We start from the raw sequence: 24,724 nt of genomic DNA, 5'->3' as shown, positions 1-24,724 counted from the left end.
ATATATTTTTACAAAAAATTTTAAAAAAATTATAAAAAATATATTTTCTTTTGCAAATAATTATTCAGTATTTTGAGCTGCTTTAAAAGCTTCAGTCATTACATTAGAAAAGGATTCATCGTTTGATTTTATATTTATTTTATTTTTTAGATCTTTTTTACTATCATTTTCATCTACAATATGAAAAGTGAGATTAATAATTCTATTTTTTCGATCAAAATTAGATAATTTTACTAAAATAGTATCATCAATTTTTAACTTTTTTATTATTTCTTCGTAATTAATACGAGAAGATTCAGAAAATTTTATATTTCCCTCTATTCCTTCTGATAATTTTATTATAATAGTTTTTTTATCAAAAGATTTTACTGTTCCAGTAATTATAGTTCCTTTTTTATGATTTGAAACATATACATTAAAAGGATCTTCTTCTAATTGTTTAATTCCTAATGAAATACGTTCTCGTTCAGCATCTACTTGCAAAACTACAGCTGATATTTCATCACCTTTTTTATATTTTTTAACTGCTTCTTCACCTGACATTTTCCAAGAAATATCAGATAAATGCACTAACCCATCAATACCACCTTTTAAACCAATAAAAATACCAAAATCTGTAATAGATTTTATTTTTCCAGCAACCTGAACTCCCTTTTTGTGAGTTTCAGAAAATTCTTGCCAAGGATTTACTTTACATTGTTTTAAACCAAGGGAAATACGACGACGTTCTTCATCAATATCTAAAACTATAACATCTACTATATTATTAACTGAAACTACTTTAGAAGGATGGATGTTTTTATTTGTCCAATCCATTTCAGATACATGAACGAGACCTTCTACACCTTCTTCAATTTCTACAAAACAACCATAATCTGTTAAGTTTGTCACACGACCGCTTAATTTAATTCCTTCCGGATAACGATGAGAAATAGCTATCCATGGATCTTCACCTAATTGTTTTAATCCTAAAGAAACGCGTGTTCTTTCTCTATCAAATTTTAAAATTTTAACATTGATTTCATCACCAACATTAACTATCTCACTCGGATGTTTAACTCTTTTCCATGCCATGTCAGTAATATGCAACAATCCATCTACACCACCTAAATCTACAAAAGCTCCATAATCTGTTAAATTTTTAACAATTCCTTTAATTTCTATACCTTCTTGTAAATTTTCTAATAATTGATCTCTTTCAGCACTATTTTCAGATTCAATTACAGCACGTCGTGAAACAACAACATTATTCCTTTTTTGATCTAATTTTATTACCTTAAATTCTAATTCTTTACCTTCAAGATGAATAGTATCTCTAACAGGACGAACATCAACTAAAGAACCTGGTAAAAAAGCACGTATATCATTTAGTTCTACAGTGAATCCACCCTTTACCTTGCCATTAATAATACCAATAACAGTTTCTGATTTTTCATGAGCTTGTTCTAATATTAACCATGCTTCATGTCGTTTTGCTTTTTCTCGAGATAAAAGTGTTTCTCCAAATCCGTCTTCAATGGCATCTAAAGCAACATCAATTTGATCTCCAACTTTTACATCTAAAAATCCTTGAGCATTTTTAAATTGTTCAGCTGGAATTGCTGATTCAGATTTAAGACCTGCATCAACAAGCACTGTTTCTTTTTCTATAGAAACAACAATACCTCGAATAATTGATCCTGGACGAGTTTTAATCTCTTTTAGTGATTCTTCAAATAGTTGAGCAAAAGATTCATTCATATTAATAATATTTAAAAAACTTTTATTAAATGTTCATTTTAACTTCGTGTTGAAATGAGCTTGTTTTATATATCTTTTAATAGTCCATATTAAAGAGTGCAATTTTTACGAATAAAAATCTATATTTATTTTTAAAATATATATTTGTTTTTTTAACAATATGCTTTGTTAAAGTTTTAACAACTTTTTCAAAACTTATTTTTGTTGAATATAATATTATAGCATTTTCTGATGGGTATAAAGGAGAAATTGATCGATTTTGATCACGTTCATCACGAATTTTTATTTGTTTTGATAATTTTTTAAAATCAATATAACATCTGTTTTTTTAGTTGTGATTTTCTTCTATAAACATGATGTTCGAAATTTGCGTCTAAGAAAAATTTTATTATAGCATTAGGGAAAATTACTGTACCCACATTTCGTTCCTCTTTTATTAATCCAGGAGAACAACGAAAATATTTTTGTTGATAAAGCAAAATGTTTTTAACTTTAAAAAAAATTGTTAATTGAGAAACAATTTTACTCACTTTTTGAAGATTTTTTTTAAATTTATTAACTCTTTTTTTTTGAAAAAAAATCTAAATTTTTTAAAAAAGGAATGATTTTTTCTTCTAAAATAGGAATATTTAATATAAAAAATACTATCAATCGATATATTTTACTAGATTCTAAAAGAGACCAATTTAATTTTTGAGCTATGATTTTAAATAAAGAACTTTTACTTACACCACTGCGTCTATTAATTACAAATAAGAGGAGTTTTATTTTTCATATTTTTTTCAAAAAATTAAAAAAAACTTCAATTAAAATACATATAATTATCTATAATTTTAAACGTTAATCAAATTTACTAATTTTTAAAAAATCTTTAAAATAAGATGGGAAAGTTTTAGAAATACAATTTGGATTAAGTATACTAACACTTATTCCAGATAAACATATTAAAGAAAAACACATAGCTATACGGTGATCATTATATGTGTCAATTTCTGCAAATTTAAAGATATCGGGAGGAGTAACAGATAAAAAGTCTTTTCCTTCTTTGACTATTGCACCTATTTTTTTCAATTCTTTACTCATTGCAAATAATCGATCAGTTTCTTTAACACGCCAGTTATATATATTTTTAATAATTGAAGTTCCTTTGGCAAAAAGAGCTACTATTGCAATAGTCATCGCTGCATCAGGAATATGATTCATATCTAAGTTTATTTTTTCTAATTTATTACGTGTACAAACAATAAAAGAGTCGCCCCAATCAATAATAGCTCCCATTTTTTCAAGTACATGAGCAAATTCTATATCACCTTGAATACTTTTTTTACCAACTCCAGTAACTTTTACTGAACCTCCTTTAATTGCAGCAGCTGCCAAAAAATATGATGCTGAAGATGCGTCTCCTTCAATTAAATAATTTCCTGGTGATTGGTACTGTTGATTTCCCGTTATGTAAAAAGATTTGTAAGAATCATTTGTAATATTCACTCCAAAAGCTTTCATTAGATTTAACGTAATATCAATATAAGGTTTAGAAACTAAATTTCCTTTAATAAATATGCTAGTATTTTTTATTGCTAATGGAGCGATCATTAATAATGATGTTAAAAATTGACTAGAAATACTTCCATTTAATGTAATAGGTCCACCTACAAATCCACCTTTGATTAAAATAGGAGGATATCCTATACTTTTTTGATATTCAAGGATTGCTCCACCTTGCTTTAACGCATCAACAAGATGTTTAATTGGTCTTTCATGCATCCTATCATCTCCACTTAAGACAGCATTATTTGCATTCAAAGATAGAGCAGCAAGAAGTGGCCGCATAGCTGTCCCCGCATTTCCTAAAAATAATGAAATGAAATGAGGTGAATAAAATGCTTTTCCGATACCATGTATATGACAACATGTATTGTTATTTGATAAATAATATTTAATTCCAATTGTTTTTAGAGCAGTTAACATATATTGAGTATCTTGACTATCTAACAAATTTTCTAAACAAGTAATTCCATTAGCCATAGCAGACAATAATAAAACTCTATTCGATATACTTTTTGAACCAGGTAAATGAATAGTTCCGTTAACATAAGAAACTGGTTTTAACTTCAAAAGTTTTTGCATAATAAAAATACACTCTAATTAAAAAATAAAATTTTCAATTTATCTCTTGAGAGAATAAAAAATATTTTATCCATATTTTTTTTCAAAATATAACATAAATTCTGCTAAAGCTTGAACGCCTTCTAATGGCATAGCATTATAAATAGAAGCACGCATACCTCCAATTGCACTGTGCCCTTTCAAAGAGTTTAAACCTACATCTTTTGCTTCTCTTAAAAAATCTTCATTTAATTTAGAATTATATAAATGAAATACAACATTCATTTGCGATCGATTTCTTCTGTCTATATTATTAATATAAAAATCACTATTATCTATTATTTGATATAATAGATTTGATTTTTTTTGATTTAACTTTTCAATTTTTTTTATTCCACCTTGTTTTTTTAACCATTTAAACACTAATCCTGATAAATACCAAGAAAATGTAGGTGGTGTATTAAACATAGAATTATATTTTGACATTGTGTGATAATTTAAAATAGAGGGAGATATCTTAGCAGCATATCCTATTAAATCTTTTCTAATAAGAATAATTGTAATACCTGAAGGACCTATATTTTTTTGAGCACCTGCATAAATTAAACCATAATTTTCAATATTAATTTTACGAGACAAAATAAACGATGAAAAATCCCCAACTACTATTTTATTTTTAAAATTTGGTTCCTCATAAATTGACATTCCATCTATAGTTTCATTAGGACAATAATGAATATATGCAGAATTATTGCTTATGTTCCATTGAGAAGGTTTTAAAAGAAAAATTTTCCCATTTTTTGTCTTTTTAACTAATATATTTTTAGGAATACAATATTTTTTAGCTTCTATCAACGCACAATTTGACCAATATCCACTATTAATATAATCTGTTTCTTTAAAATTACCTAATAAATTCATCGGAACAGCAGCAAACTGACCTCGAGCACCGCCTTGACAAAATAATATTTCATAAGAATTTGATACATTCAATAAATCTTTTAAATCTTGTTCTGCTTCTAATGCTATTTGAATAAATTCTTTACTACGGTGACTAATTTCCATAACAGAACAACCCATTTGATTCCAATTTTGTAATTCATTTTTTGCTTGATGAAGAACATCTTTTGGAATCATGGCAGGTCCAGCACTAAAATTATAAATCAAATTCATTTTTTCACCAATAATCATTTTTGATATATCTAATTAATTTATATATTCTATACCTTTCATATATTTTTTTTGCAAGATTTTTGGAATTTTAACTCGACCATCTTTATCTTGATAATTTTCTAATATAGCAGCCAATGTTCTACCAATTGCTAAACCTGATCCGTTTAATGTATGAACAAAATTATTTTGTTTCTCACTTTTTTTCCTATAACGAGTTTTCATGCGACGAGCTTGAAAATCACTCATATTAGAACAAGAAGAAATTTCTCTATATTTTTTCTGAGAGGGGAACCAGACTTCTAAATCGTATGTTTTAGTTGCAGAAAAACCCATTTCTCCTCCACATAAAAGAACTTTTCTATACGGTAAATCCAAAAGTTGTAGAACTTTTTCTGCATGATTAGTTAATAATTCTAAAGAGTTCATAGAAAACTCAGGTTGTACAATTTGAACTAGTTCTACTTTATCAAATTGATGTAATCGAATTAATCCCTTGCTATCACGTCCATAAGAAGAAGCTTCAGATCGAAAACAAGGAGTATGAGCTGTTAACATAACAGGTAACTTTTCTTCATCTAGTATTTCGTTTCGAAATAAATTAGTTAATGGTACTTCAGCTGTAGGGATTAATATATATTTTTTTTTATCAATAGAATTAATATGAAATAAATCATCACTAAATTTTGGTAATTGCCCTGTTCCGTAAAGTGCATCATGATTCACTAAATAAGGTACATACGTTTCTATATATCCATGTTTTACAGTATGTAAATCTAACATAAATTGACTTAATGCACGATGTAAAAGAGCAATATTTCCTTTCATTAAAACAAATCTTGAACCTGATATTTTTGCAGAAGATTTCCAATCCAATTCATTTAGTTTTTTTCCTATCTCTACATGATCTTGAATAGCAAAATTATATTCTTTTTTTTTACCCCAATATTTTATTACTTTATTATTCTCTGATGAACATCCTTTTGGAACATCGTCAGAAGGAATATTAGGTATAGATATAGAAAAATTATGAATTTTTTCTTTTAATAGGTTAAGTTTAATTTTTAAAGAAGATAAATTTTTACTTGATTCTATAAGTTTTCTTTTTAAATTTTCGTCTACTTCTTGAAAATTTTTTTGTTTTTTAAATAACACTGATAAGCTATTGTGCTTATATTGCAAATTTTCTGTTTTAATTTGCAATTTTTTTCTTTTTTCTTCCATAGAAGATATGAGTGATATATTCAATTCAAAATTTTTTTTTAGTAATTTTTCTGCTATCGAATGTATTTGATTGCGTAATAAATAAGGATTTAACATAATTTTTTTAAGTCTTTATAATTGAGAATTAGAATTATCTAAAAATAATCTACATTGTTAAAACAATACAAATTATATCTGATTTATAGTTAAAAATATAAAAAATAAAATTTATTTATATATAATATGCATAAATTATAAATTATAAGATAAATTTAGAAAATAGTTATTATTGAAGTTTCTTAAAAAGAAGCAATTATATTATTTTTTTTATAAAAAATTTTTCAATAGATTCATCTCTCTAACTAGTATTATAAATACATTTTCAAAAAATTTTAAGGAAATAGAGTATGAAATTAATAAATCATAAAAAAATAATTATTTTAGGTTCAGGACCAGCAGGATATACTGCTTCTATATATAGCTCTAGAGCTAATTTAAATCCTTTGTTGATTACTGGAACAAGTAAAGGCGGTCAATTAATGAATACCAATGAAATTGAAAATTGGCCAGGGGATTTTAAGAAAATTACTGGTCCTGAATTAATGAATCGCATGCATGAACATTCACTAAAATTTAAAACAGAAATTATATATGATAATATTGTTTCAGTAGAATTTAAAAAAAAACCATTCTTTTTATTAGGAGAACAAAATAAATATACATGCGATTCAGTTATTATTGCTACAGGTGCAAATCCTCGTTACTTAGGATTAAGTTCAGAAAACAAATTTTTAGGAAAAGGTGTTTCTACTTGTGCTGTATGTGACGGTTTTTTTTATAAAAACAAAGAAGTTGCAGTAGTAGGAGGTGGTAATACAGCTATAGAAGAAACATTATATTTATCAAATTTTGTAGAAAAAGTTCACTTAATTCATCGTAGATCTAGTTTTAAAGCTGAAAAAATTCTAATTGATAGATTACTAAAAATTGTGAAAACTAAAAAAGTTATTTTATATTTAAATTCTACTATAAAAGAAATTTTAGGAAATAATCAAGGCGTTACCCATTTATTTATTCAAAACAACAGTTTAAAAGAAAATAAAAAAGTAAAAATTATAATTTCTGGATTATTTGTTGCAATTGGTTATACACCAAATACAGATATATTTTCTAATCAATTAGAAATGAAAGATGGATACATTAAAGTACAAAAAGGAACTCATGGAAACTATACACAAACAAGCATACCGGGTATATTTGCAGCAGGTGATGTAATTGATCACGTATATAGACAAGCTATTACATCATCTTCAAGTGGCTGTATGGCTGCATTAGATAGTGAACGTTATCTTAATTCATTATCTTAATTTTTTCCTTTTAATCTATAGAATAATAAAAACATACTAGTCAAAATGACTAGTATCAGATATAATAAAAAATGCTAAATATTTCAATAAAATTTTAAAAGTAAACATAACTAGAGAAAAATATGACTAAAGAAGATAACATTGAAATGCAAGGAATTGTTATTGATACATTACCAAACACGATGTTTCGTGTTGAATTAGAAAATAAACATGTTATCACAGCACATATTTCAGGAAAAATGAGAAAAAATTATATTAGAATCCTAACAGGAGATAAAGTTACTATTGAGCTAACACCATATGATTTAACAAAGGGAAGAATTATTTTTAGAAGTCGTTAAATATTTTTATTTATTTTTTAAATTCAATTGAAATTTAAAATATTAATCTAAAAAAATCACTTAAAAATTTTAACAATCTACTTTATTTCTTAAATAACTCCAAAAAAAAAAATATTTCAAGATAATTATTTTATTTTGAAAATTTCTAATTATACTTTTTAAAACAAAAAATTTATATTTTAGAGATATAAAAAATTTTTTTTAAAATCAAGTAAATCTTGCAGAGAATTTATGCGTACTAAATATTGTGGAAACATTAGAATTATTGATTTAAATAGATCAATAGTTTTGTGTGGTTGGGTAAATAAAATAAGAAATTTTAGTCAATTTATTTTTATTGATATGCGAGATTGGACGGGTATTGTGCAACTTGTTTTTGAAAAAAAAAATAATAAAGCTTTTAAACAAGCTTTAGATTTAAAGAACGAATCTTGTATACAAGTGATAGGGATTGTCAAAAAAAGAAGTGCTAAAAATAAAAACTTAGATACCGGAGAAATAGAAATATTAGTAAATAAAATAAATATTTTTAATATTTCAAAAGCATTACCACTAGATTATTCAAATAATAGCAACGATGATATACGATTGAAATATCGTTACTTAGATCTTCGTCGTTCTCAATTATTAGAAAATCTTAAAATAAGAAATAAAATTACTTATTTAATAAGAATTTTTATGACAAAAAAAAATTTCTTAGATATTGAAACACCTTTTCTTACGAAATCTACACCAGAAGGTGCTCGAGACTATTTAGTACCCAGTAGGAATTATCCAGGAAAATTTTATGCACTACCTCAATCACCACAATTGTTTAAACAACTATTAATGATTTCTGGTATTGATAAATATTATCAAATCGTTAAATGTTTTCGAGATGAAGATTTGCGTGCAGATCGACAACCAGAATTTACACAAATTGACATTGAAGCTGCCTTCGTAAGCTCTTCTCAAATTAGAAATTTTGCAGAAAAATTAATAAAAAAAATTTGGCTTAAAATTATTGATTACAATTTAAATAAATTTCCTAAAATTTCTTTTTACGATGCTATACAACGTTATGGAACAGATAAACCTGATTTAAGAAATCCGATGGAAATTATTGATGTTACTGATATTTTTATTGAACAAAAATTTTCATCGTTTTTTAAGATCAATGCAGAGAAAAAAAATAGAATAGCTTTATTATGTTTTTTTCAAGGTAATAAGATAAGTCGTAAAAAAATTGATGAATATTCTAATTATGTAAAAAAATTTGGTTCAAAAAAATTATTTTATATAAAAATAAATACAATTGAAAATGGATTTGAAAATATCCAAAGTTCAATGAAAAATATTTTAGATAAAAACACATTAGAAAATATTTTACGTAAAACAAATGCAAAAAATGGAGATATCTTGTTTTTAATAGCTGACGAAGAAAAAATTGTTAATAAATCTCTTGGAATGCTACGCATAAAATTAGGTGATGATTTTGCATTTTTCAAAAAAAATACTTGGAAACCTGTTTGGATTGTAGACTTTCCTATGTTTAAAGAAGATTATAATGGAAAATTTTCTTGCAATCACCATCCATTTACTGCTTTAAAAAAAAATAATCAAAAAAAACTTAAAAAAAATCCCAATCTTGCTATTTCTGATAGTTATGATTTAGTAATTAATGGTTATGAAATTGGTGGTGGTTCAGTGCGTATTCATGATAGTAAAATACAGAAAAAAATATTTAATATCATTGGAATAGAAAAAAAAATTCAAATAGAAAAATTTGGTTTTTTAATAGAAGCACTAAAATATGGTGCACCTCCTCATGCAGGAATTGCTCTAGGATTAGATAGAATAGTTATGCTTTTAACAAAAACTAATAATATTAAAGATGTGATAGCTTTTCCGAAAACAACTTCGGCAAGTTGTTTAATGACTAACTCTCCTAGTAAATCAAAAAAATCAACTTTAAGTGAATTAGGTATCAATCTTAATAAAAATAAATAATTTTTATAAAAATTTTTTTACATTACTTAATAAGTAAACGCAGGAAGAAAATAAAACAATGGATGGACTAGTTGGAGTATTATAAAAAAAAGATAAAAAAATTCCACCTGTAACTGAAATAATACTTATTATTATTGAAATAATAATCATTTTTTCTGGAGAATCAGAAAAAAGTTGTGCAGTTGCAGGAGGAATAATTAACAATGAAGTTATTAATAGTACGCCGACAAATTTTATGGCAATAGAAATAGCTAAAGCCGTAGTTAACATTAAAGTCAAACGCGCATAAAAAATGTTAACACCATCTATTTGAGCTAATTCTTCATTAATTGTCAGCAACAAAATAGAATTCCAACGTAAAAATAAAACGGTTAAAACAGTCAAACTTCCTAAAGAAATAATAAATAAATCAAATTTTGTCACAATTAACAAATCACCAAATAAATAATTGCTAAGATCTATATGACGAGAAGTAGACATTAAACTTATAAAAATCATTCCTAAAGATAATGAACTATACGATATTATACTTAATATTGTTTCCAATGAAACTGACAATAACTTTTCAATCCATGCTAATACAATAGCAAGAAAACTCATAAAAAATAATACTGTATAAAAAGAATCGATTTTAAATAATATAGATATAGCTAATCCTAGTATAGAAGAATGAGATAACGTATCACCAAAAGACGATATACGACGCCAAATAATAAATGAACCTAAAGGTCCTGTTGCAAAAGATAATAAAATACCAGCCAACCACCCTGGATAAATTAATTCAAACATAATAAAAAACACTCTATAATTTTAATATTGATGTACATGATCATGATCATGCTTATAAATTGCCAATTCTTTTATAAGTTTTGATCCAAATATAGAAGTAAACTCTGCATTTTTAAAAACTGTTTTGGGAGTACCAGAGCAACAAATATGTTTATTTAAACAAATTACATAATCTGTTTTAGCCATAACAAAATTTAAATCATGAGAAACTATTAAAATAGAGCATTGGATTTGGGATCGAATTTGATTAATTAATTCATATAAATCTAATTGACCCATTACATCAACTCCCTGTATAGGCTCGTCTAAAACAAGTAAATTTGGATTATTTAATAATGCTCTGGCTAAAAGAATACGTTGCATTTCTCCACCAGATAATTTTTGCAATGGAGAATACTGGAGTGATTCTGCTTTTACACGTTTTAATGTTTTTAATATATTTACGTTTTTTTTCTTTTTTGATAGTTTCATAAACCTTTCTACTGTAATAGGTAATAAATTATTAAGATGTAATTTTTGAGGTACATAGCCAACAGACACTTTAGGAGATCGAATAACGTTTCCTAAATTAGGTTGTATTAATCCTAAAATAACACGTATTAAAGTAGATTTTCCAGCTCCATTAGGTCCTATTAAAGTAACAATACGATTAGGAATTAGAGATAAAGATATATTCGATAAAATAGAACGATTTGAGAAGTTCACATAAACGTTTTTTAAAATAATCAATTCTAACATATTAAATAGATTCTGTTTTAAATAGCAGATTAATTATTATAAAATATTTTTTTTAAGATGAATATAAATATTATGTCAAAAAATAAAAAGAAGGTTTTTTTTTCTATATTAGGAATGTTATTAATATTAATACCAAACAATGGTTATGCTACTATATTAACTGTATTTAGACCCTTAGGGTTTATCGCAGCAGCGATTGCAGATAAAGTAACTAAAGTAGAAGTAATTCTACCAAATGGAGCAACAGTACAAAATTATTATTTTCGTCCATTAGATTTAATTAAAATAAAAAATTCTGATTTTATAATTTTAATAGGAGATGAGATAGAACCTTTTTTTTTAAAAAAAGCAGTAAATTATTTTAAAAAAAAAACCGTTGTGTTAAGCAAAGTAAAAAAAATTAATTTTCTTTTAACACACGATATAAATTTAAAAAAAAACAAAAAAAAACAAAAAAATACTTTACAAAATAAAAAAGAAATTAATAATATATTGTATGATATGCATATATGGTTGTCACCTCAAATTGCATTAGAATCATCAATAGCTATACATGATATGCTATTGAAATTAATTCCTCAAAAAAAAAATATTTTAGATGCAAATTTAAAAAATTTTAAGTTATGTTTATCAAAAACAAATAAAGATATAAAAAAAAACATATCATCTATAAAAGAAAAAAAATATTTTACTTTTCATAATGCCTATAAATATTTTGAAAATTTTTATGGACTTCATCCATTAGGACGATTTAAAAAATATCCTGGAATACAAACAAGCATTCGGTATTTGTATGAGGTTAGAAATCAAATATTAAAAAAAAAGGCAAGATGTATTTTTACAGAACCACAATTTCATTCAAATATTATTGACGTTATAACACGCGGAAACAATATTCAAAAAGGAAGTCTTGATCTTTTTGGTACAGCTATTCCATTAGTGAAAAATAGCTATGTAAATTTTCTTGTAAAATTATCTAACCAATACATTAGCTGCTTAAAAAATATTTAAGGAAAAAAAAGTGCAGCAGATCTATAAAACAATTTTCGTATTCTTTAATCAAAAAATTTTTTCTAAAATAATTAAAATTTTAATAAATATTATCTTTATAATAATTCTTATACTACTATCTAATTGTAATTTTTTAACAAATACAGAAGAATCTTTTTTAAATCAAAAAAATTTACAGCAAAAAAAAGAATTTAAAAAATTTAAAAAAATTAAAGAATATCTAAAAACATATGAAAATATTGTTACTTATGGAGATAAAATTAGTGTCTTATTAAAAAAATCAGGAGTAAAAATAAATGATATATTGCAATTAATTAAATCAGATAAAAATTTAAATAATCTAAAAATTGGACAAAAAATTTATTGGAAAAGAGATAAATTAGGAAATTTAATCACGTTAAAATGGTATATTTCTAAATTTCAAAAAAAAATATACAAAAGATATAAAAATGAATTTAAATATAATAAATCAGATTTTGTTTTAGAAAAGAAAAGTATTTATATTAAAAAAAATTCTAATTTTTTTAAAAGTGCTAACCAAGCAGGATTAAATCAATCTGAAATAAATACTATTATAGAAGCAATAGAATGGCAAATTAATTTTCATAAATTAAATATTGGTAGTAAATTTCATTTAATTTTTTTAAACAAAAAAACAAATAATAAAAAAACCAGCAAAACATTATTAGGTATAAAATTAGATAATTTAGATAAGGAATATTTTTCAATAAAAGCACAGAATGGAAGATTCTACGACGCTAATGGATTTAATAAATCAGAAGAACCTATAAATTTTTCATTTTTGAAAAAATATCGAATTTCTTCTCCATTTAACTTACATCGTCTTAATCCAGTAACTCATCGTATTAGTCGTCATTTAGGAATAGATTTAGCTATGCCTCAAGGTACTCCTGTAATTGCCACTAGTAATGGGAAAATTATAAAAGCACAATTTAATAAAATTGCAGGTTTTTACATTTCTTTAAAAAATAATAACTATTATACTACCAGATATATGCATCTTAAAAAAATTCTAGTTAAAGTAGGTCAAAAAGTTAAAAAAGGTCAAATAATAGCTTTTTCAGGTAACACTGGTCGTACTACTGGTCCACATTTACATTATGAAATTTGGATTAATCATCATGCAATAGATCCTATAAAAGCAAAATGTATTTTTTTACAACAGTTAACAAAAAAAGAAAGAATAAGGTATCTGCAAGAATCTAAAAAAATACTATCAAAATTAAAATAATTTAATTTTGACCTAAAAAATTTTAATACATAACTTTTAAAATTCTACTCGTGTTTGTTTTACCTATTTTCCCCATTATATCACCTTGAGTAACAATGACTAAATCATTATTAAATAAAAATTTTTTCTTACATAAAAGAATTATAGCTTCATTAGCTGCTTTAACACCATCTTTTTTACTATCAAAATAAACAGGAATAACACCTCTATAAAGAGCAGTTAGATTTAAAGTTTTTTTATGTTTTGATAAAGCAAAAATAGGCAATCCAGAAGTAATTCTAGAAGTCATCAATGCTGTTTTACCAGATTCAGTCATAGTGATAATTGCTGTAATGCCCTTTAAGTGATTAGCAGCATACATTGATGACATAGCAATTGCTTCTTCAATGTTTTGAAATTCTACATCAAGACGATGTCTAGAAACATTAATACTAGGAACTTTTTCTGCTCCCTCACATACCTTAGCCATATTTATAACAGTTTCCGATGGATATTTACCAGATGCAGTTTCTGCAGAAAGCATAACTGCATCACTACCATCTAACACGGCATTTGCTACATCCATCACTTCTGCTCGAGTAGGTAAAGGGTTTAAAATCATAGATTCCATCATTTGTGTAGCTGTGATTGCTACTTTATTTAATTTTCTAGCTGTTCTAATTAATTTTTTTTGAATACCTACTAATTCAGCATCGCCAATTTCAACGCCTAAATCTCCCCTAGCTATCATAATCGCATCTGAAGATAATATTATACTTTCTATAGAATTTTGATCAAAAACTGCTTCAGCTCTTTCTATTTTAGCTATAATTTTAGCATCACTACCAGAATTTTTTAACAATTCTCTAGCTTTGATTAGGTCCTCAGCACATCGAGGAAAAGATACAGCTAAATAATCTACATCAATTTCAGAGGCAAGAATTATATCTTTTTTATCTTTTTCTGTTAATGCATTTGCTGATAAGCCACCACCTAATTTGTTAATACCTTTATTATTTGAAAGTACACCACCTATAATAACTTTTGTAAATATTTCAAAATTATTAATTTTTATTACTTTTAACTGTATTCTTCCGTCATCTAATAACAAAATATCATTTATATTTAAATCATTTGGTAATTTTTTATAATCAATTCCAACTCTTTCATTATTTCCACTTTTTTCATTTAAATTTGCATCTAATATAAACGTATCATTAACTTTTAAAAAAATATTATTTTTTTTAAATTTAGAAATTCTAATTTTTGGTCCTTGTAAATCACCTAATAGAGCAATATGACAGTTTAATTTAAACATTATTTCTTTTGCTTCTTTTGCTCTTTTTTTGTGTTCGTGAGGTAAACCATGAGAAAAATTTAAACGAAGGACATTTGCTCCAGATAAAATAATCTTTTCAAGATTATTTTCTTTATCTGTAGAAGGTCCTAATGTTGCTACAATTTTAGTTCTTCTTAAACGATTTAACATAAAAAACCTCTTAATATTGTATTAATTATATATAACTTTAACCTTTAAAAAAAATAATAGAAATATGAAAGAATAGAGAATTTAATAATACGCATTTAAATAAAACCATAAAAACTCAAATAAGTATGTGAAATATTCATTTATATTTTTTTGTTTATTTAGTAAAATCAGTAAAAAACAGTTTTTTAAAAATTTTTAAATAATACATATTTTAACATATAAATGTTTTTAAAATTACAAAATGTAACAACGATACATATATTTTAAATTTCGAAGAGAAAATTATGATTACAGAAACTAATCAAGCTTGCGATCTAGTTATTTTTGGAACAAAAGGAGATTTAGCAAGAAGAAAATTATTACCAGCTTTATACAAATTAGAAAAATCTCAAAAAATACATCCAGATACACGTATAATTGGTGCAGGTCGTGCTGATTGGAATACAGAAGATTATATAAATGTGGTAAAAAAAGCAATAAAAAAATTTTTAAATGAAAAATTTGATGAAAATATTTGGAAAAAATTAAGTTCACGTTTAAATTTTTTTAATATTGATGTATCTAAGGATATTTATTTTTTAGAATTAAAAAAAATATTACACGAAAAAAAAAATATAATTATTTATTATTGTGCAGTCCCCCCCAATACATTTAACGCTATTTTTTCAGGATTAGGAAAAGTTAATTTAAATTATTTTCCATCAAGAATCATAATAGAAAAACCATTAGGAATATCTTTAGAAACATCAAAAAAAATTAATAATCAAATTTCTAAATACTTTTTAGAATCACAAATCTTTCGAATTGATCACTATCTTGGAAAAGAATCGATATTAAATCTTCTAGCATTACGTTTTTCAAACTCATTTTTTTTTCATAGTTGGAATAACAAAATAATTGATCATATTCAAATTACTGTATCTGAAGAAGTTGGTATTGAAAATAGATGGAATTATTTTGATCAGATGGGACAAACACGAGATATGATACAAAATCATCTTTTGCAAATTCTAACAATTGTTTCGATGGATCAACCAAAAAATATTACACCTGAAGGTATAAGAGATGAAAAATTAAAAATACTTCGTTCTTTAAAAAAAATTCATTTAAACGAAATAAATATTAAAACAGCAAGAGGTCAATATGCATCTGGAGTTATAAACGGTAGAAAAGTACCTTCCTATGTAGAAGAGAACGGTGCAAACAAAAATAGTAAAACAGAAACATTTGTTTCAATTAAAGTTGATATTGATAATCATCGATGGTGTGGAGTTCCATTTTATTTAAGAACAGGTAAACGTTTAGCATATAAATACTCTGAAATAGTTGTTGTGTTTAAAAAAATGTCTAATAACCTATTTCAAGAATTTAATAAAAATTTACCACCTAACAAATTAATTATACGTTTAGAACCTAATGAAAGTATTAAAATAGAATTTCTAAAAAAAGTACCAGGGCTTAGTAAGGAATATAAATTAATAAATGATAGAATGGAATGTAATTATTTTAATATAAACAATACTAAAAATTTTGTTGATGCTTATGAAAGACTACTATTTGAAAGTATGAGAGGAATACAATCATTATTTGTATGTCGAGATGAAGTAGAAGAAGCATGGAAATGGATTGATCCAATAATAAATAGCTGGAAAAAAACAAATACTCTACAGTTATACAAATCTGGTACATGGGGACCAAAAAATTCAGACGAAATCATTATGCGAGATGGTCGATTTTGGGAAACATTTAATTAAAATTAACTCTAAATAATCTATCTATCTTGACTTAATTAAGAAAATTATGTTAGCTTAAAAAATTATTTTTTAATACTTTTATTTTCAATAATTAATACTATAAATTTAAATATTTTTTAAAAAAACACCTTTATATTTTGTTTAATTAAATTTCCTTTTTTAATTAAAACTATTTTATCTAAAATTGAGGAAGATAATATCTTATGATACGTATTATTCTTTTCTTATTAACTAATCTAGCAGTTATGTCAACATTTAGTTTAATTCTTGCTTTGACAGGAATTGAATCTGAAAGTGTTTATGGTTTGTTGATTATGTCAAGTCTATTTGGTTTTAGTGGATCTATCTTATCACTTATGATGTCTAAATGGATTGCATTACGTTCTGTAAATGGTAAAATTATCAATCATCCCAGTAACGAAACAGAACGTTGGTTAATTGATACTATTCGTCAACAATCTATAAAAAAAAATATTATTATGCCACAAATAGCAATATATGAAGCAGCTGATATCAATGCATTCGCTACAGGTGCCCGTCGTAACTCAGCTTTAATTGCTATCTCGACAGGATTATTAGAAAATATGACACGTAATGAAGCAGAAGCAGTAATTGCTCATGAAATTAGTCATATTTCAAACGGTGATATGATTACGATGACTTTAGTTCAAGGTGTTGTAAATACCTTTGTAATCTTTATATCTCGTATTGTTTCGCAAGCATTAAGCAGCTTATTATCAAGTAATAAAAATGAAAACAGTGAAGACGGAAAAGATTCATTTTTATTTTTTTTAATTTCTACATTTTTAGAAATAATTTTTGGCGTACTTGCAAGTGTTATTACTATGTGGTTTTCTAGAAATCGAGAATTCTATGCTGATGCAAGTTCAGCAAAATTAGTTGGTCGAGAAAAAATGATTTCTGCCTTAAATCGTTTAAAATCAAGCCATGAACCTCAAGAATCAGATAGTATTATCGCATTTTGTATTAATGGAAAATCTAATTCATTTATAGAATTATTTGCCTCTCATCCATCTTTAGATAAAAGAATACAGGCTCTAAATAATAAGAAATATATGTAAGTAGAAGAAACAAAAAATACAAAAAAATTACCTCTCTTAGTAGAAAATTTTTCTATTAAGAGATAAAAAATTTATAAAAAAATACTTTTTAAGTAATGATTTAAACTTGTTTTTTAATGTAAAAATGTTTATAATATACAAAATTATTTTTTAAAATTAAAAAATATTAATAAAACTTTTCTTAAAATTCTTAAATTCATATCTTATAAAAATCATTGATGTTTATTTTCCTAATTTCTATTTTTAGAAAATATTAAAAATAATAAATTTTATTAAGGAAATAAATTAAACTAAATTTTATAAAAAACCAGAAAAAATAATAGTTGAAAATAATTTTCTTTATTTTTTCACAATAGATAAACTGATCTTAAAAATAATTAAAAAAAATAAAATTGAAAGTCCAAAAATTACTAGAAACTAAAATAGTTTATTATAAAAAATATACTTTACTAAATACTTATTTTATTTTAAAAAAATATTTTTTTTAAAAAAATTTATTAAATTTAAAATAAAATTTTTTATTTCTCTATAGCTTAATTAAACATAACAACTTCTAACTTCATACAAATGAAGTCTCGCGAAATCTATTTAATCAAATATGGTCCATATTGTATCTCAACTATTTTTTAATTTTCTTGATATAATCTCAAATTATATTATATCTTAGATATTTAGATATATTAAATATTGGGCTGTCCTATTTTTTTTACGGAGTTTTTCTGATGGAGTTTTTTTTAGACCCGTCAATCTGGGCCGGCTTGTTAACATTAGTTATTTTAGAAGTAGTCTTAGGGATTGATAATTTAATATTTGTAGCAATTTTATCAGAAAAATTACCTCCTAATCAAAGAGACAAAGCACGTTTAATTGGTTTAGGATTAGCTTTGATTATGCGATTAGCATTATTATCATTGATATCTTGGGTGGTAACACTTAATTCTCCTATTATCAGCAATAATTTTTTTTCTTTGTCAATACGTGATTTAATATTACTGATTGGTGGTTTGTTTCTTTTATTCAAAGCTACAATTGAATTGCATGAAAGATTAGAAAATAAAGATCATGAAAAGACAGAAAATAAAAATTACGCTAGTTTTTGGGCAGTAGTAATTCAAATAGTTATATTAGATGCTGTTTTTTCTCTAGATGCAATAATTACAGCAGTTGGGATGGTAAATCAATTATTAATTATGATGATAGCAGTTATATTAGCTACGATATTAATGTTATTAGCATCAAAAGCATTAACAAATTTTATTAATATTCATCAAACTGTAGTAGTACTATGTCTTAGCTTTTTACTAATGATTGGTTTTAGTTTAGTTGCTGAATCTTTAAAATTTTATATCCCCAAAGGATACTTATATGCAGCAATAGGTTTTTCTATTTTAATCGAAATTTTTAATCAAATTGCTCGTCATAATTTTATGAAAAACCAATCTAGAAAACCTATGAGACAAAGAGCAGCTGAAGCTATTTTACGTTTAATGATAAGAGAAAAAAACAAAAATAAAACAAGAATAAAAACTGATAATAAAGAAGAAATAGTACTATCATCTTCATTAGAAACAGAAAGTTTTAAAGATGAAGAAAAATATATGATTAATGGAGTTCTTACCTTAGCTGGTCGATCTATTAAAAGTATTATGACCCCACGAAGTAATATATCATGGGTAAATACAGAAAAAAAAATCAACGAAATTCGGTTACAATTATTAGACACACCTCATAGTTTATTTCCAGTTTGTAAAGGAGAGTTAGATGAAATAATAGGTATCGTAAGAGCTAAAGAATTGTTAGTCGCTATTGAAAAAAATATAGACGTTTATAAATTTGCTTCTCAAATACCACCTATTATAATACCAGATACTCTTGATCCTATTAATTTACTTGGAGTACTTCGTCGAGCTCAAGGTAGTTTTGTAATTGTAAGCAATGAATTTGGCGTTGTTCAAGGATTAATCACACCTTTAGATGTTTTAGAAGCTATAGCAGGAGAATTTCCAGACGCTGATGAAACTCCAGATATTATAAAAGAACAAAATAGTTGGCTAGTTAAAGGAGAAACAGATTTACATTCTTTACAACAATTACTTAATACTAAAGAATTAATTAAAGAAGATGACTGCGCTTCATTAGGAGGATTATTAATTTCTCAAAAAGGTCAATTACCTCTTCCAGGAGAGACAATTTATATTAATTCTTTTTCTTTTTATATTGTTAAAGCTACAGAATATCGTATCGATTTAGTTAGGATAACTAAAAATCAAGATACAAATAAAGAGCTTTCTCAATAATTTTTTATTTAAATAAAAATTTTATTAAATTTATTTTGAGCAAAATATGTCTGACATAATTTTAGCTATTGATACTTCAATTGATTATTGTTCAGTTGCTATATATAAAAAAAAAATAATTTACTCATTATCAGAAAATTGTAAAAAAGAACACACCAAAAAAATATTACCAATGATTCAAAAAGTACTAATAAATGCAAAAATTACATTAAAGGATTTAAATTATGTAGCTTTTTCAAAAGGACCAGGAAAATTTACTGGAATACGTATTGCAATAGGTATTGCACAAAGTTTATCTTTAAGTTTAAAAATACCTATATTTGGTATTTCAACGTTGTCTATTTTAGCTGAGCAAGCATGGCGAAAATATAAAAAAAAGAAAATATTAGTTGCAATTTATGCTAAAATAGGAGAGGTATACTGGGGGAGATACATTAAAAATGATAGTTTATTATGGACAGGAGAACACACAGAATCTTTAGTTAAAATAAATGAAATAGAAAAAAAAATAAAAACATTTCAAAAAAAATGGACATTGGTTGGAAATGGATGGGAAAAAATTAAATGGGAAAATACTTTAAAATTTGAAAAAAAAGAAATGTTACATCCTAATGCAAAAGATATTATTCCATTTTGTTTACTAAAAATTAAAAATCAAGAATTTCTACACCGTACTAAAACAAGTAATAATTATTTAGATAATTTATTTTAAAATTATTTAAGGATTAAAAAAATCAATACTGAAGTATTAAGTATAGTTCAGTATTGATTATATCGAATTATTATTTTATATATAGAATATATATTTAATTTGATAAAATATTCATACGAATTAATAACATCTTTTATTATTTATTTTAAAAACTTAATCAGGTAAAATAATATTTAATTCTAATACAGAAATATCTTCATTTTTTTGTTCTAACTGTATTGTGACCATATGAGGGTCTATATTTACATATTTACAAATCACAGAAAGTATTTCACGTTTTAGCTGGGGGAAATAATGTGGTTCACCTTTAAACTTTCTTTGTTCTGCAACAATTATTTGTAGTCTTTCTTTTGCAACATGAGCTGTGTTTTTGTTCCGGGATAAAAAAAAATCTAATAAAGCCATACCTATCTCCCGAATAAACGTTGTAAAAAACTTTTTTTTTCTTCTTCAATAAAGCGAAATTTATGATTTTCACCTAACAATCGATTAACTGTGTCAAAATAAGCACTTCCTGCATTAGAAGTTTCATCTAAAATAATAGATTCACCTTGATTAGACGCCCGTAAAACAGAAGCATCTTCTGGAATTACACCAATAATTGGTATACGAAGTATTTCTAAAACATCTTCCATACTTAGCATTTCTCCTTTTTTAACACGTGTCGGATTATAACGTGTTAATAAAAGATATTCTTTTATAGGAGTTATATTTTGTTCAGATCTTCTTGATTTAGATGAGATAATACCTAAGATTCTATCAGAATCCCGAACTGAAGATACTTCTGGATTAGTAGTTACAATTGCTTCATCGGCAAAATATATCGCTAAAATGGCACCAGTTTCAATTCCTGCAGGTGAATCGCAAATAATAAAATCAAATTCCATTTTTACAAGTTGATTTAAAACTTTTTCTACTCCTGAATATGTTAATGATTCTTTATCTCGAGTTTGTGATGCTGGTAAAATAAATAAATTATTTGTTTTTTTATCTTTAATCAAAGCTTGTTGAATTTTAGCATCGCCTTGAATAATATTGATAAAATCATATACTACTCTACGCTCACATCCCATTATTAAATCTAAATTTCTTAATCCTATATCAAAATCTATAACAACTGTTTTTTTTCCTTTTCGCGCTAAACCAGTCGCAATAGCAGCACTTGAAGTGGTTTTACCTACACCTCCTTTCCCTGAAGTAATTACAATAATCCGTGTCATATAAAAATTTCCTAAAAAAACAGACTTAACTGAGAGAATTAATAGTTAAAAATTTATTTTTCAAGTAAATTTGAGCTGATTTTCCAATAAAATGTGATGGTATTTGATCTGATAACCAATATTGACCTGATACTGATATTAATTCAGCAAACAATGTTGTACAAAATATTTTACTTGTGACATCTCCATTAGCACCAGCAAGTACTCTACCTCGAACTGCACCATAAATATGAATGTTACCATCAGCAACTAACTCTGCTCCAGCACTTACATTATTTATCACTATTAAATCAGAATATTTAGCATAAATTTTTTGTCCTGAACGAACAGGCGTATTGATAATATGAGTTTTTTCTATTTTTTTAACTCGTAGTCGTTGTTCATTTTTTGTTTTTTTTAAAGTACAAGCATGATAAAAAGAATTTAAATCTTTATTAGTATTACTTTTTTTACCTTCTAATAAAACAGGTAAACCTGATTCAATAATAATTTTTTTAAAGTAATTATCTTTACATCCACTTACACCTACAATATAAAAACCATATGCAATAATAATTTCTTGTATTTTTTTCCAATTTACTTGATTCAGTAAATTTGATACATTAACAATAATAGGGGCGTTTTTAAAAAATTGAGGATATTCTTGAATTTTTTTATATAGCGATTTACTAATTAAATCTATATTATTAGTATTTAAATACAGCACTAATAATGTAAAATTGCTACCTTTCAGTTCAATAGGCGTTTTTTGCATATATATTGCTCAATAATGTTTAATTATATGCACATCAAATATAAATTGTGTTGTTATTATGAAAAACTAAAAAAATATTAATTTCAATTAAATTATAATATAAATATTATATGATAACAATTTCTATTTTTTATTAAAATTATTACAAATAAAAAATGCTTTGATTGGAATAAAATTAAATTAATTTCTAACTTTATAAAAAACATTATAGTTTAGATTTATCAAATTTCTATAATTTACAAGGAAAAAAATATTGATATTTTCTAAAAACAGTCAACTTATATTACGTCATCAAAAAATTTTTAAAAATAGGAAAGTTTTTTTTTCAGGAAATATAGACGATGAATTACCTATAAATTTATCAACTATAAAAACTAAAATACATTTTCAAAAAAGTCAAAATTTAAAAAAAATAAATGACAATAAAAATATTACTTTTTATCGTGAATTGTTAGTTTCAAAAAACATTGTTGAAGACTATAATACATTAATTTATTATTGGCCTAAAAATAAATCTGAAGCAAAATTCCAATTATTTCATTTACTATCTCACTTTCCTATTGAAAGTGAAATTTTTATTGTAGGAGGAAATTCAAGTGGAGTAAAAAGTGCAAAGTTAATATTAGAAGAATCAGTCAAACTAAAAAAAATAGATAATGCAAACCACTCTATTTTAATGTCAGGTATTATTTTTAAAAAAACGAAATTTATATTAGAAAGTTTTTTTAAAACACATATTTGGAAAAATTTAATTATAAAATCCCTACCAGGTGTTTTTGGTCATAAAAAAATAGATGAAGGAAGTAAATTTCTTGCATCTACTTTTTGTAAAAAAATTAATGGAAAAATATTAGATGTTGGATGTGGGTCAGGTTTTTTATCAGTATCTGTATTAAGAAAATCGCCTAACTGTTTTTTAACAATGATCGATAGAAAAACATCGGCATTAATATCAAGTCAAGCTACTCTTAATGCAAATTTTTTTAAGGGAGAAGTATTATCGAGTAATATCTATTCGAATGTTTTTAAAAAATTTAATATGATTATTTCTAATCCACCTTTTCATGATGACTTAAAAACAAATTTTAATATAACAAAAAAAATAATATTTAATTCTACAAAGTTTTTAAAGAAAAACGGAGAATTAAGATTTGTTACAAATCAATGTTTTAGCTATGATTTTTATTTAAAAAAAATTTTTTCTAAATTTTTTATAATAGAAAAAAACAATAAATATAAAATTTATCAGGCTTTTTTAAAATAAAAAATATGATTTTTTATACCCGGAGCGGGACTTGAACCCGCAAAGCTTTAAAAGCCGAGGGATTTTAAGTCCCTTGTGTCTACCAATTTCACCATCCGGGCTTTATTGAAAACGAATTTTTATAGGCGTATCCCGGAATCGAACCGGGTTATACGGATTTGCAATCCGCTACATAGCCAATCTGTCAACACGCCTTTATTTAAATATATTATAGAAAAAAAAAAACAAAATTACAAACAAAATTTTATTAATAAAACATTTAAAATTAAAAAATAAAAAAATGTCTTTACATTAACTAATATAATGTTTTAGTATTATAAAATATTTTACATATTTTTAATATCTTTTACCTGGAGAGGTGGCCGAGTGGTTTAAGGCAGCGGTCTTGAAAACCGCCGATGAGAAATCATCCGAGAGTTCGAATCTCTCTCTCTCCGAAAAAAATAAAAAAGTAAAATAAAAGAATA

At 25.0% G+C, this 24,724-nt stretch carries 23 protein-coding genes and 3 tRNA genes; 11 read left to right on the top strand and 15 right to left on the bottom strand.

Annotation, left to right across the window (positions count from 1 at the left end; genetic code table 11):
- Positions 1–60: 60 nt before the first annotated feature.
- The 7 genes from rpsA to serS all read right to left on the bottom strand — a co-directional run bounded on the left by rpsA (position 61) and on the right by serS (position 6,336).
- Entirely contained in the window at positions 61–1,740 is a 1,680-nt protein-coding gene (rpsA, locus tag D8S97_RS02205; protein WP_158361288.1) for a 30S ribosomal protein S1, read from the bottom strand.
- Between the two features lie 76 nt (positions 1,741–1,816).
- The gene (locus D8S97_RS03210) at positions 1,817–2,020 is read right to left on the bottom strand and encodes a (d)CMP kinase (RefSeq protein ID WP_315968482.1); all 204 of its coding nucleotides are present in this window, start codon (positions 2,018–2,020) and stop codon (positions 1,817–1,819) included.
- A 28-nt stretch (positions 2,021–2,048) separates the two neighbouring features.
- Positions 2,049–2,270 carry a (d)CMP kinase gene (locus D8S97_RS03205; RefSeq protein WP_261789569.1) on the bottom strand — a complete coding sequence of 74 codons (222 nt, stop codon included), beginning with the start codon at positions 2,268–2,270 and terminating at the stop codon, positions 2,049–2,051.
- A gap of 25 nt (positions 2,271–2,295) precedes the next feature.
- On the bottom strand, positions 2,296–2,442 hold the full coding sequence (locus tag D8S97_RS02195) for a hypothetical protein (protein WP_261789599.1): 147 nt from the start codon (positions 2,440–2,442) through the stop codon (positions 2,296–2,298).
- Positions 2,443–2,580: 138 nt separating this feature from the next.
- Positions 2,581–3,867, bottom strand: a complete 1,287-nt coding sequence (gene aroA / locus D8S97_RS02190; protein WP_158361286.1) for a 3-phosphoshikimate 1-carboxyvinyltransferase — start codon at positions 3,865–3,867, stop codon at positions 2,581–2,583.
- A 66-nt stretch (positions 3,868–3,933) separates the two neighbouring features.
- Positions 3,934–5,019, bottom strand: coding sequence for a phosphoserine transaminase (gene serC, locus D8S97_RS02185; protein WP_158361283.1), 1,086 nt, complete (start codon positions 5,017–5,019; stop codon positions 3,934–3,936).
- 33 nt (positions 5,020–5,052) lie between these two features.
- Positions 5,053–6,336: a serine--tRNA ligase gene (gene serS, locus D8S97_RS02180; RefSeq protein WP_158361281.1), complete on the bottom strand. Its 1,284-nt coding sequence runs from the start codon at positions 6,334–6,336 to the stop codon at positions 5,053–5,055.
- A gap of 290 nt (positions 6,337–6,626) precedes the next feature.
- On the opposite strand from serS, the gene trxB reads away from it, so the two are divergent.
- The 3 genes from trxB to aspS all read left to right on the top strand — a co-directional run bounded on the left by trxB (position 6,627) and on the right by aspS (position 9,916).
- Positions 6,627–7,586: a thioredoxin-disulfide reductase gene (gene trxB, locus D8S97_RS02175; RefSeq protein ID WP_158361279.1), complete on the top strand. Its 960-nt coding sequence runs from the start codon at positions 6,627–6,629 to the stop codon at positions 7,584–7,586.
- Between the two features lie 122 nt (positions 7,587–7,708).
- Entirely contained in the window at positions 7,709–7,927 is a 219-nt protein-coding gene (gene infA, locus D8S97_RS02170) for a translation initiation factor IF-1 (protein WP_011053826.1), read from the top strand.
- Positions 7,928–8,158: 231 nt separating this feature from the next.
- The gene (gene aspS / locus D8S97_RS02165; protein WP_158361277.1) at positions 8,159–9,916 is read left to right on the top strand and encodes an aspartate--tRNA ligase; all 1,758 of its coding nucleotides are present in this window, start codon (positions 8,159–8,161) and stop codon (positions 9,914–9,916) included.
- Positions 9,917–9,919: 3 nt separating this feature from the next.
- Here the strand turns inward: aspS and znuB are convergent, their stop codons facing one another.
- Together znuB and znuC are read right to left on the bottom strand one after the other, a co-directional pair.
- Complete coding sequence (gene znuB / locus D8S97_RS02160; protein WP_158361275.1) at positions 9,920–10,705, bottom strand: zinc ABC transporter permease subunit ZnuB; 786 nt, start codon at positions 10,703–10,705, stop codon at positions 9,920–9,922.
- A 21-nt stretch (positions 10,706–10,726) separates the two neighbouring features.
- The gene (gene znuC, locus D8S97_RS02155; RefSeq protein WP_158361273.1) at positions 10,727–11,443 is read right to left on the bottom strand and encodes a zinc ABC transporter ATP-binding protein ZnuC; all 717 of its coding nucleotides are present in this window, start codon (positions 11,441–11,443) and stop codon (positions 10,727–10,729) included.
- 72 nt (positions 11,444–11,515) lie between these two features.
- On the opposite strand from znuC, the gene znuA reads away from it, so the two are divergent.
- Both znuA and mepM read left to right on the top strand, forming a co-directional pair.
- Entirely contained in the window at positions 11,516–12,454 is a 939-nt protein-coding gene (znuA, locus tag D8S97_RS02150; protein WP_186821874.1) for a zinc ABC transporter substrate-binding protein ZnuA, read from the top strand.
- Positions 12,455–12,464: 10 nt separating this feature from the next.
- A complete protein-coding gene (gene mepM, locus D8S97_RS02145; RefSeq protein WP_186821873.1) occupies positions 12,465–13,706 on the top strand; it encodes a murein DD-endopeptidase MepM in 1,242 nt (413 codons plus the stop codon).
- Positions 13,707–13,728: 22 nt separating this feature from the next.
- Here the strand turns inward: mepM and pyk are convergent, their stop codons facing one another.
- A complete protein-coding gene (gene pyk / locus D8S97_RS02140; protein ID WP_158361266.1) occupies positions 13,729–15,174 on the bottom strand; it encodes a pyruvate kinase in 1,446 nt (481 codons plus the stop codon).
- A 284-nt stretch (positions 15,175–15,458) separates the two neighbouring features.
- On the opposite strand from pyk, the gene zwf reads away from it, so the two are divergent.
- From zwf to tsaB, 4 genes are all read left to right on the top strand, one after another.
- Entirely contained in the window at positions 15,459–16,928 is a 1,470-nt protein-coding gene (zwf, locus tag D8S97_RS02135; protein ID WP_158361264.1) for a glucose-6-phosphate dehydrogenase, read from the top strand.
- A gap of 203 nt (positions 16,929–17,131) precedes the next feature.
- Positions 17,132–18,010, top strand: coding sequence for a protease HtpX (gene htpX / locus D8S97_RS02130; protein WP_158361262.1), 879 nt, complete (start codon positions 17,132–17,134; stop codon positions 18,008–18,010).
- A gap of 722 nt (positions 18,011–18,732) precedes the next feature.
- Entirely contained in the window at positions 18,733–20,307 is a 1,575-nt protein-coding gene (locus D8S97_RS02125) for a TerC family protein (protein WP_158361260.1), read from the top strand.
- Between the two features lie 46 nt (positions 20,308–20,353).
- Positions 20,354–21,019, top strand: a complete 666-nt coding sequence (gene tsaB, locus D8S97_RS02120; RefSeq protein ID WP_158361258.1) for a tRNA (adenosine(37)-N6)-threonylcarbamoyltransferase complex dimerization subunit type 1 TsaB — start codon at positions 20,354–20,356, stop codon at positions 21,017–21,019.
- Positions 21,020–21,172: 153 nt separating this feature from the next.
- Here tsaB and minE read toward each other — a convergent pair whose 3' ends face one another.
- From minE to minC, 3 genes are read right to left on the bottom strand one after another with little or no spacing between them, the layout of a single operon-like run.
- Positions 21,173–21,424, bottom strand: a complete 252-nt coding sequence (minE, locus tag D8S97_RS02115) for a cell division topological specificity factor MinE (RefSeq protein WP_158361256.1) — start codon at positions 21,422–21,424, stop codon at positions 21,173–21,175.
- Positions 21,425–21,426: 2 nt separating this feature from the next.
- Positions 21,427–22,239 (bottom strand): septum site-determining protein MinD, encoded by an 813-nt coding sequence (minD, locus tag D8S97_RS02110; RefSeq protein ID WP_158361254.1) that lies wholly within the window; start codon positions 22,237–22,239, stop codon positions 21,427–21,429.
- A 25-nt stretch (positions 22,240–22,264) separates the two neighbouring features.
- The gene (gene minC, locus D8S97_RS02105) at positions 22,265–22,993 is read right to left on the bottom strand and encodes a septum site-determining protein MinC (protein ID WP_158361252.1); all 729 of its coding nucleotides are present in this window, start codon (positions 22,991–22,993) and stop codon (positions 22,265–22,267) included.
- A gap of 253 nt (positions 22,994–23,246) precedes the next feature.
- On the opposite strand from minC, the gene rsmC reads away from it, so the two are divergent.
- On the top strand, positions 23,247–24,257 hold the full coding sequence (gene rsmC, locus D8S97_RS02100; RefSeq protein ID WP_158361250.1) for a 16S rRNA (guanine(1207)-N(2))-methyltransferase RsmC: 1,011 nt from the start codon (positions 23,247–23,249) through the stop codon (positions 24,255–24,257).
- Between the two features lie 16 nt (positions 24,258–24,273).
- Here the strand turns inward: rsmC and D8S97_RS02095 are convergent.
- A tRNA-Leu gene (locus D8S97_RS02095) sits at positions 24,274–24,358 on the bottom strand.
- Positions 24,359–24,380: 22 nt separating this feature from the next.
- Positions 24,381–24,451 (bottom strand) — tRNA-Cys (locus tag D8S97_RS03130).
- Between the two features lie 158 nt (positions 24,452–24,609).
- Here D8S97_RS03130 and D8S97_RS02090 point away from each other — a divergent pair.
- Positions 24,610–24,694: transfer RNA gene (locus D8S97_RS02090), tRNA-Ser, on the top strand.
- The last annotated feature ends 30 nt before the right edge of the window (positions 24,695–24,724 follow it).

Source organism: Buchnera aphidicola (Rhopalosiphum maidis) (assembly GCF_003671935.1).
Classification (GTDB): Bacteria; Pseudomonadota; Gammaproteobacteria; order Enterobacterales; family Enterobacteriaceae; genus Buchnera; species Buchnera aphidicola_AL.
Note: the sequence above shows the minus strand (reverse complement) of the source record. Positions and strands in the feature narration are given on the sequence as shown.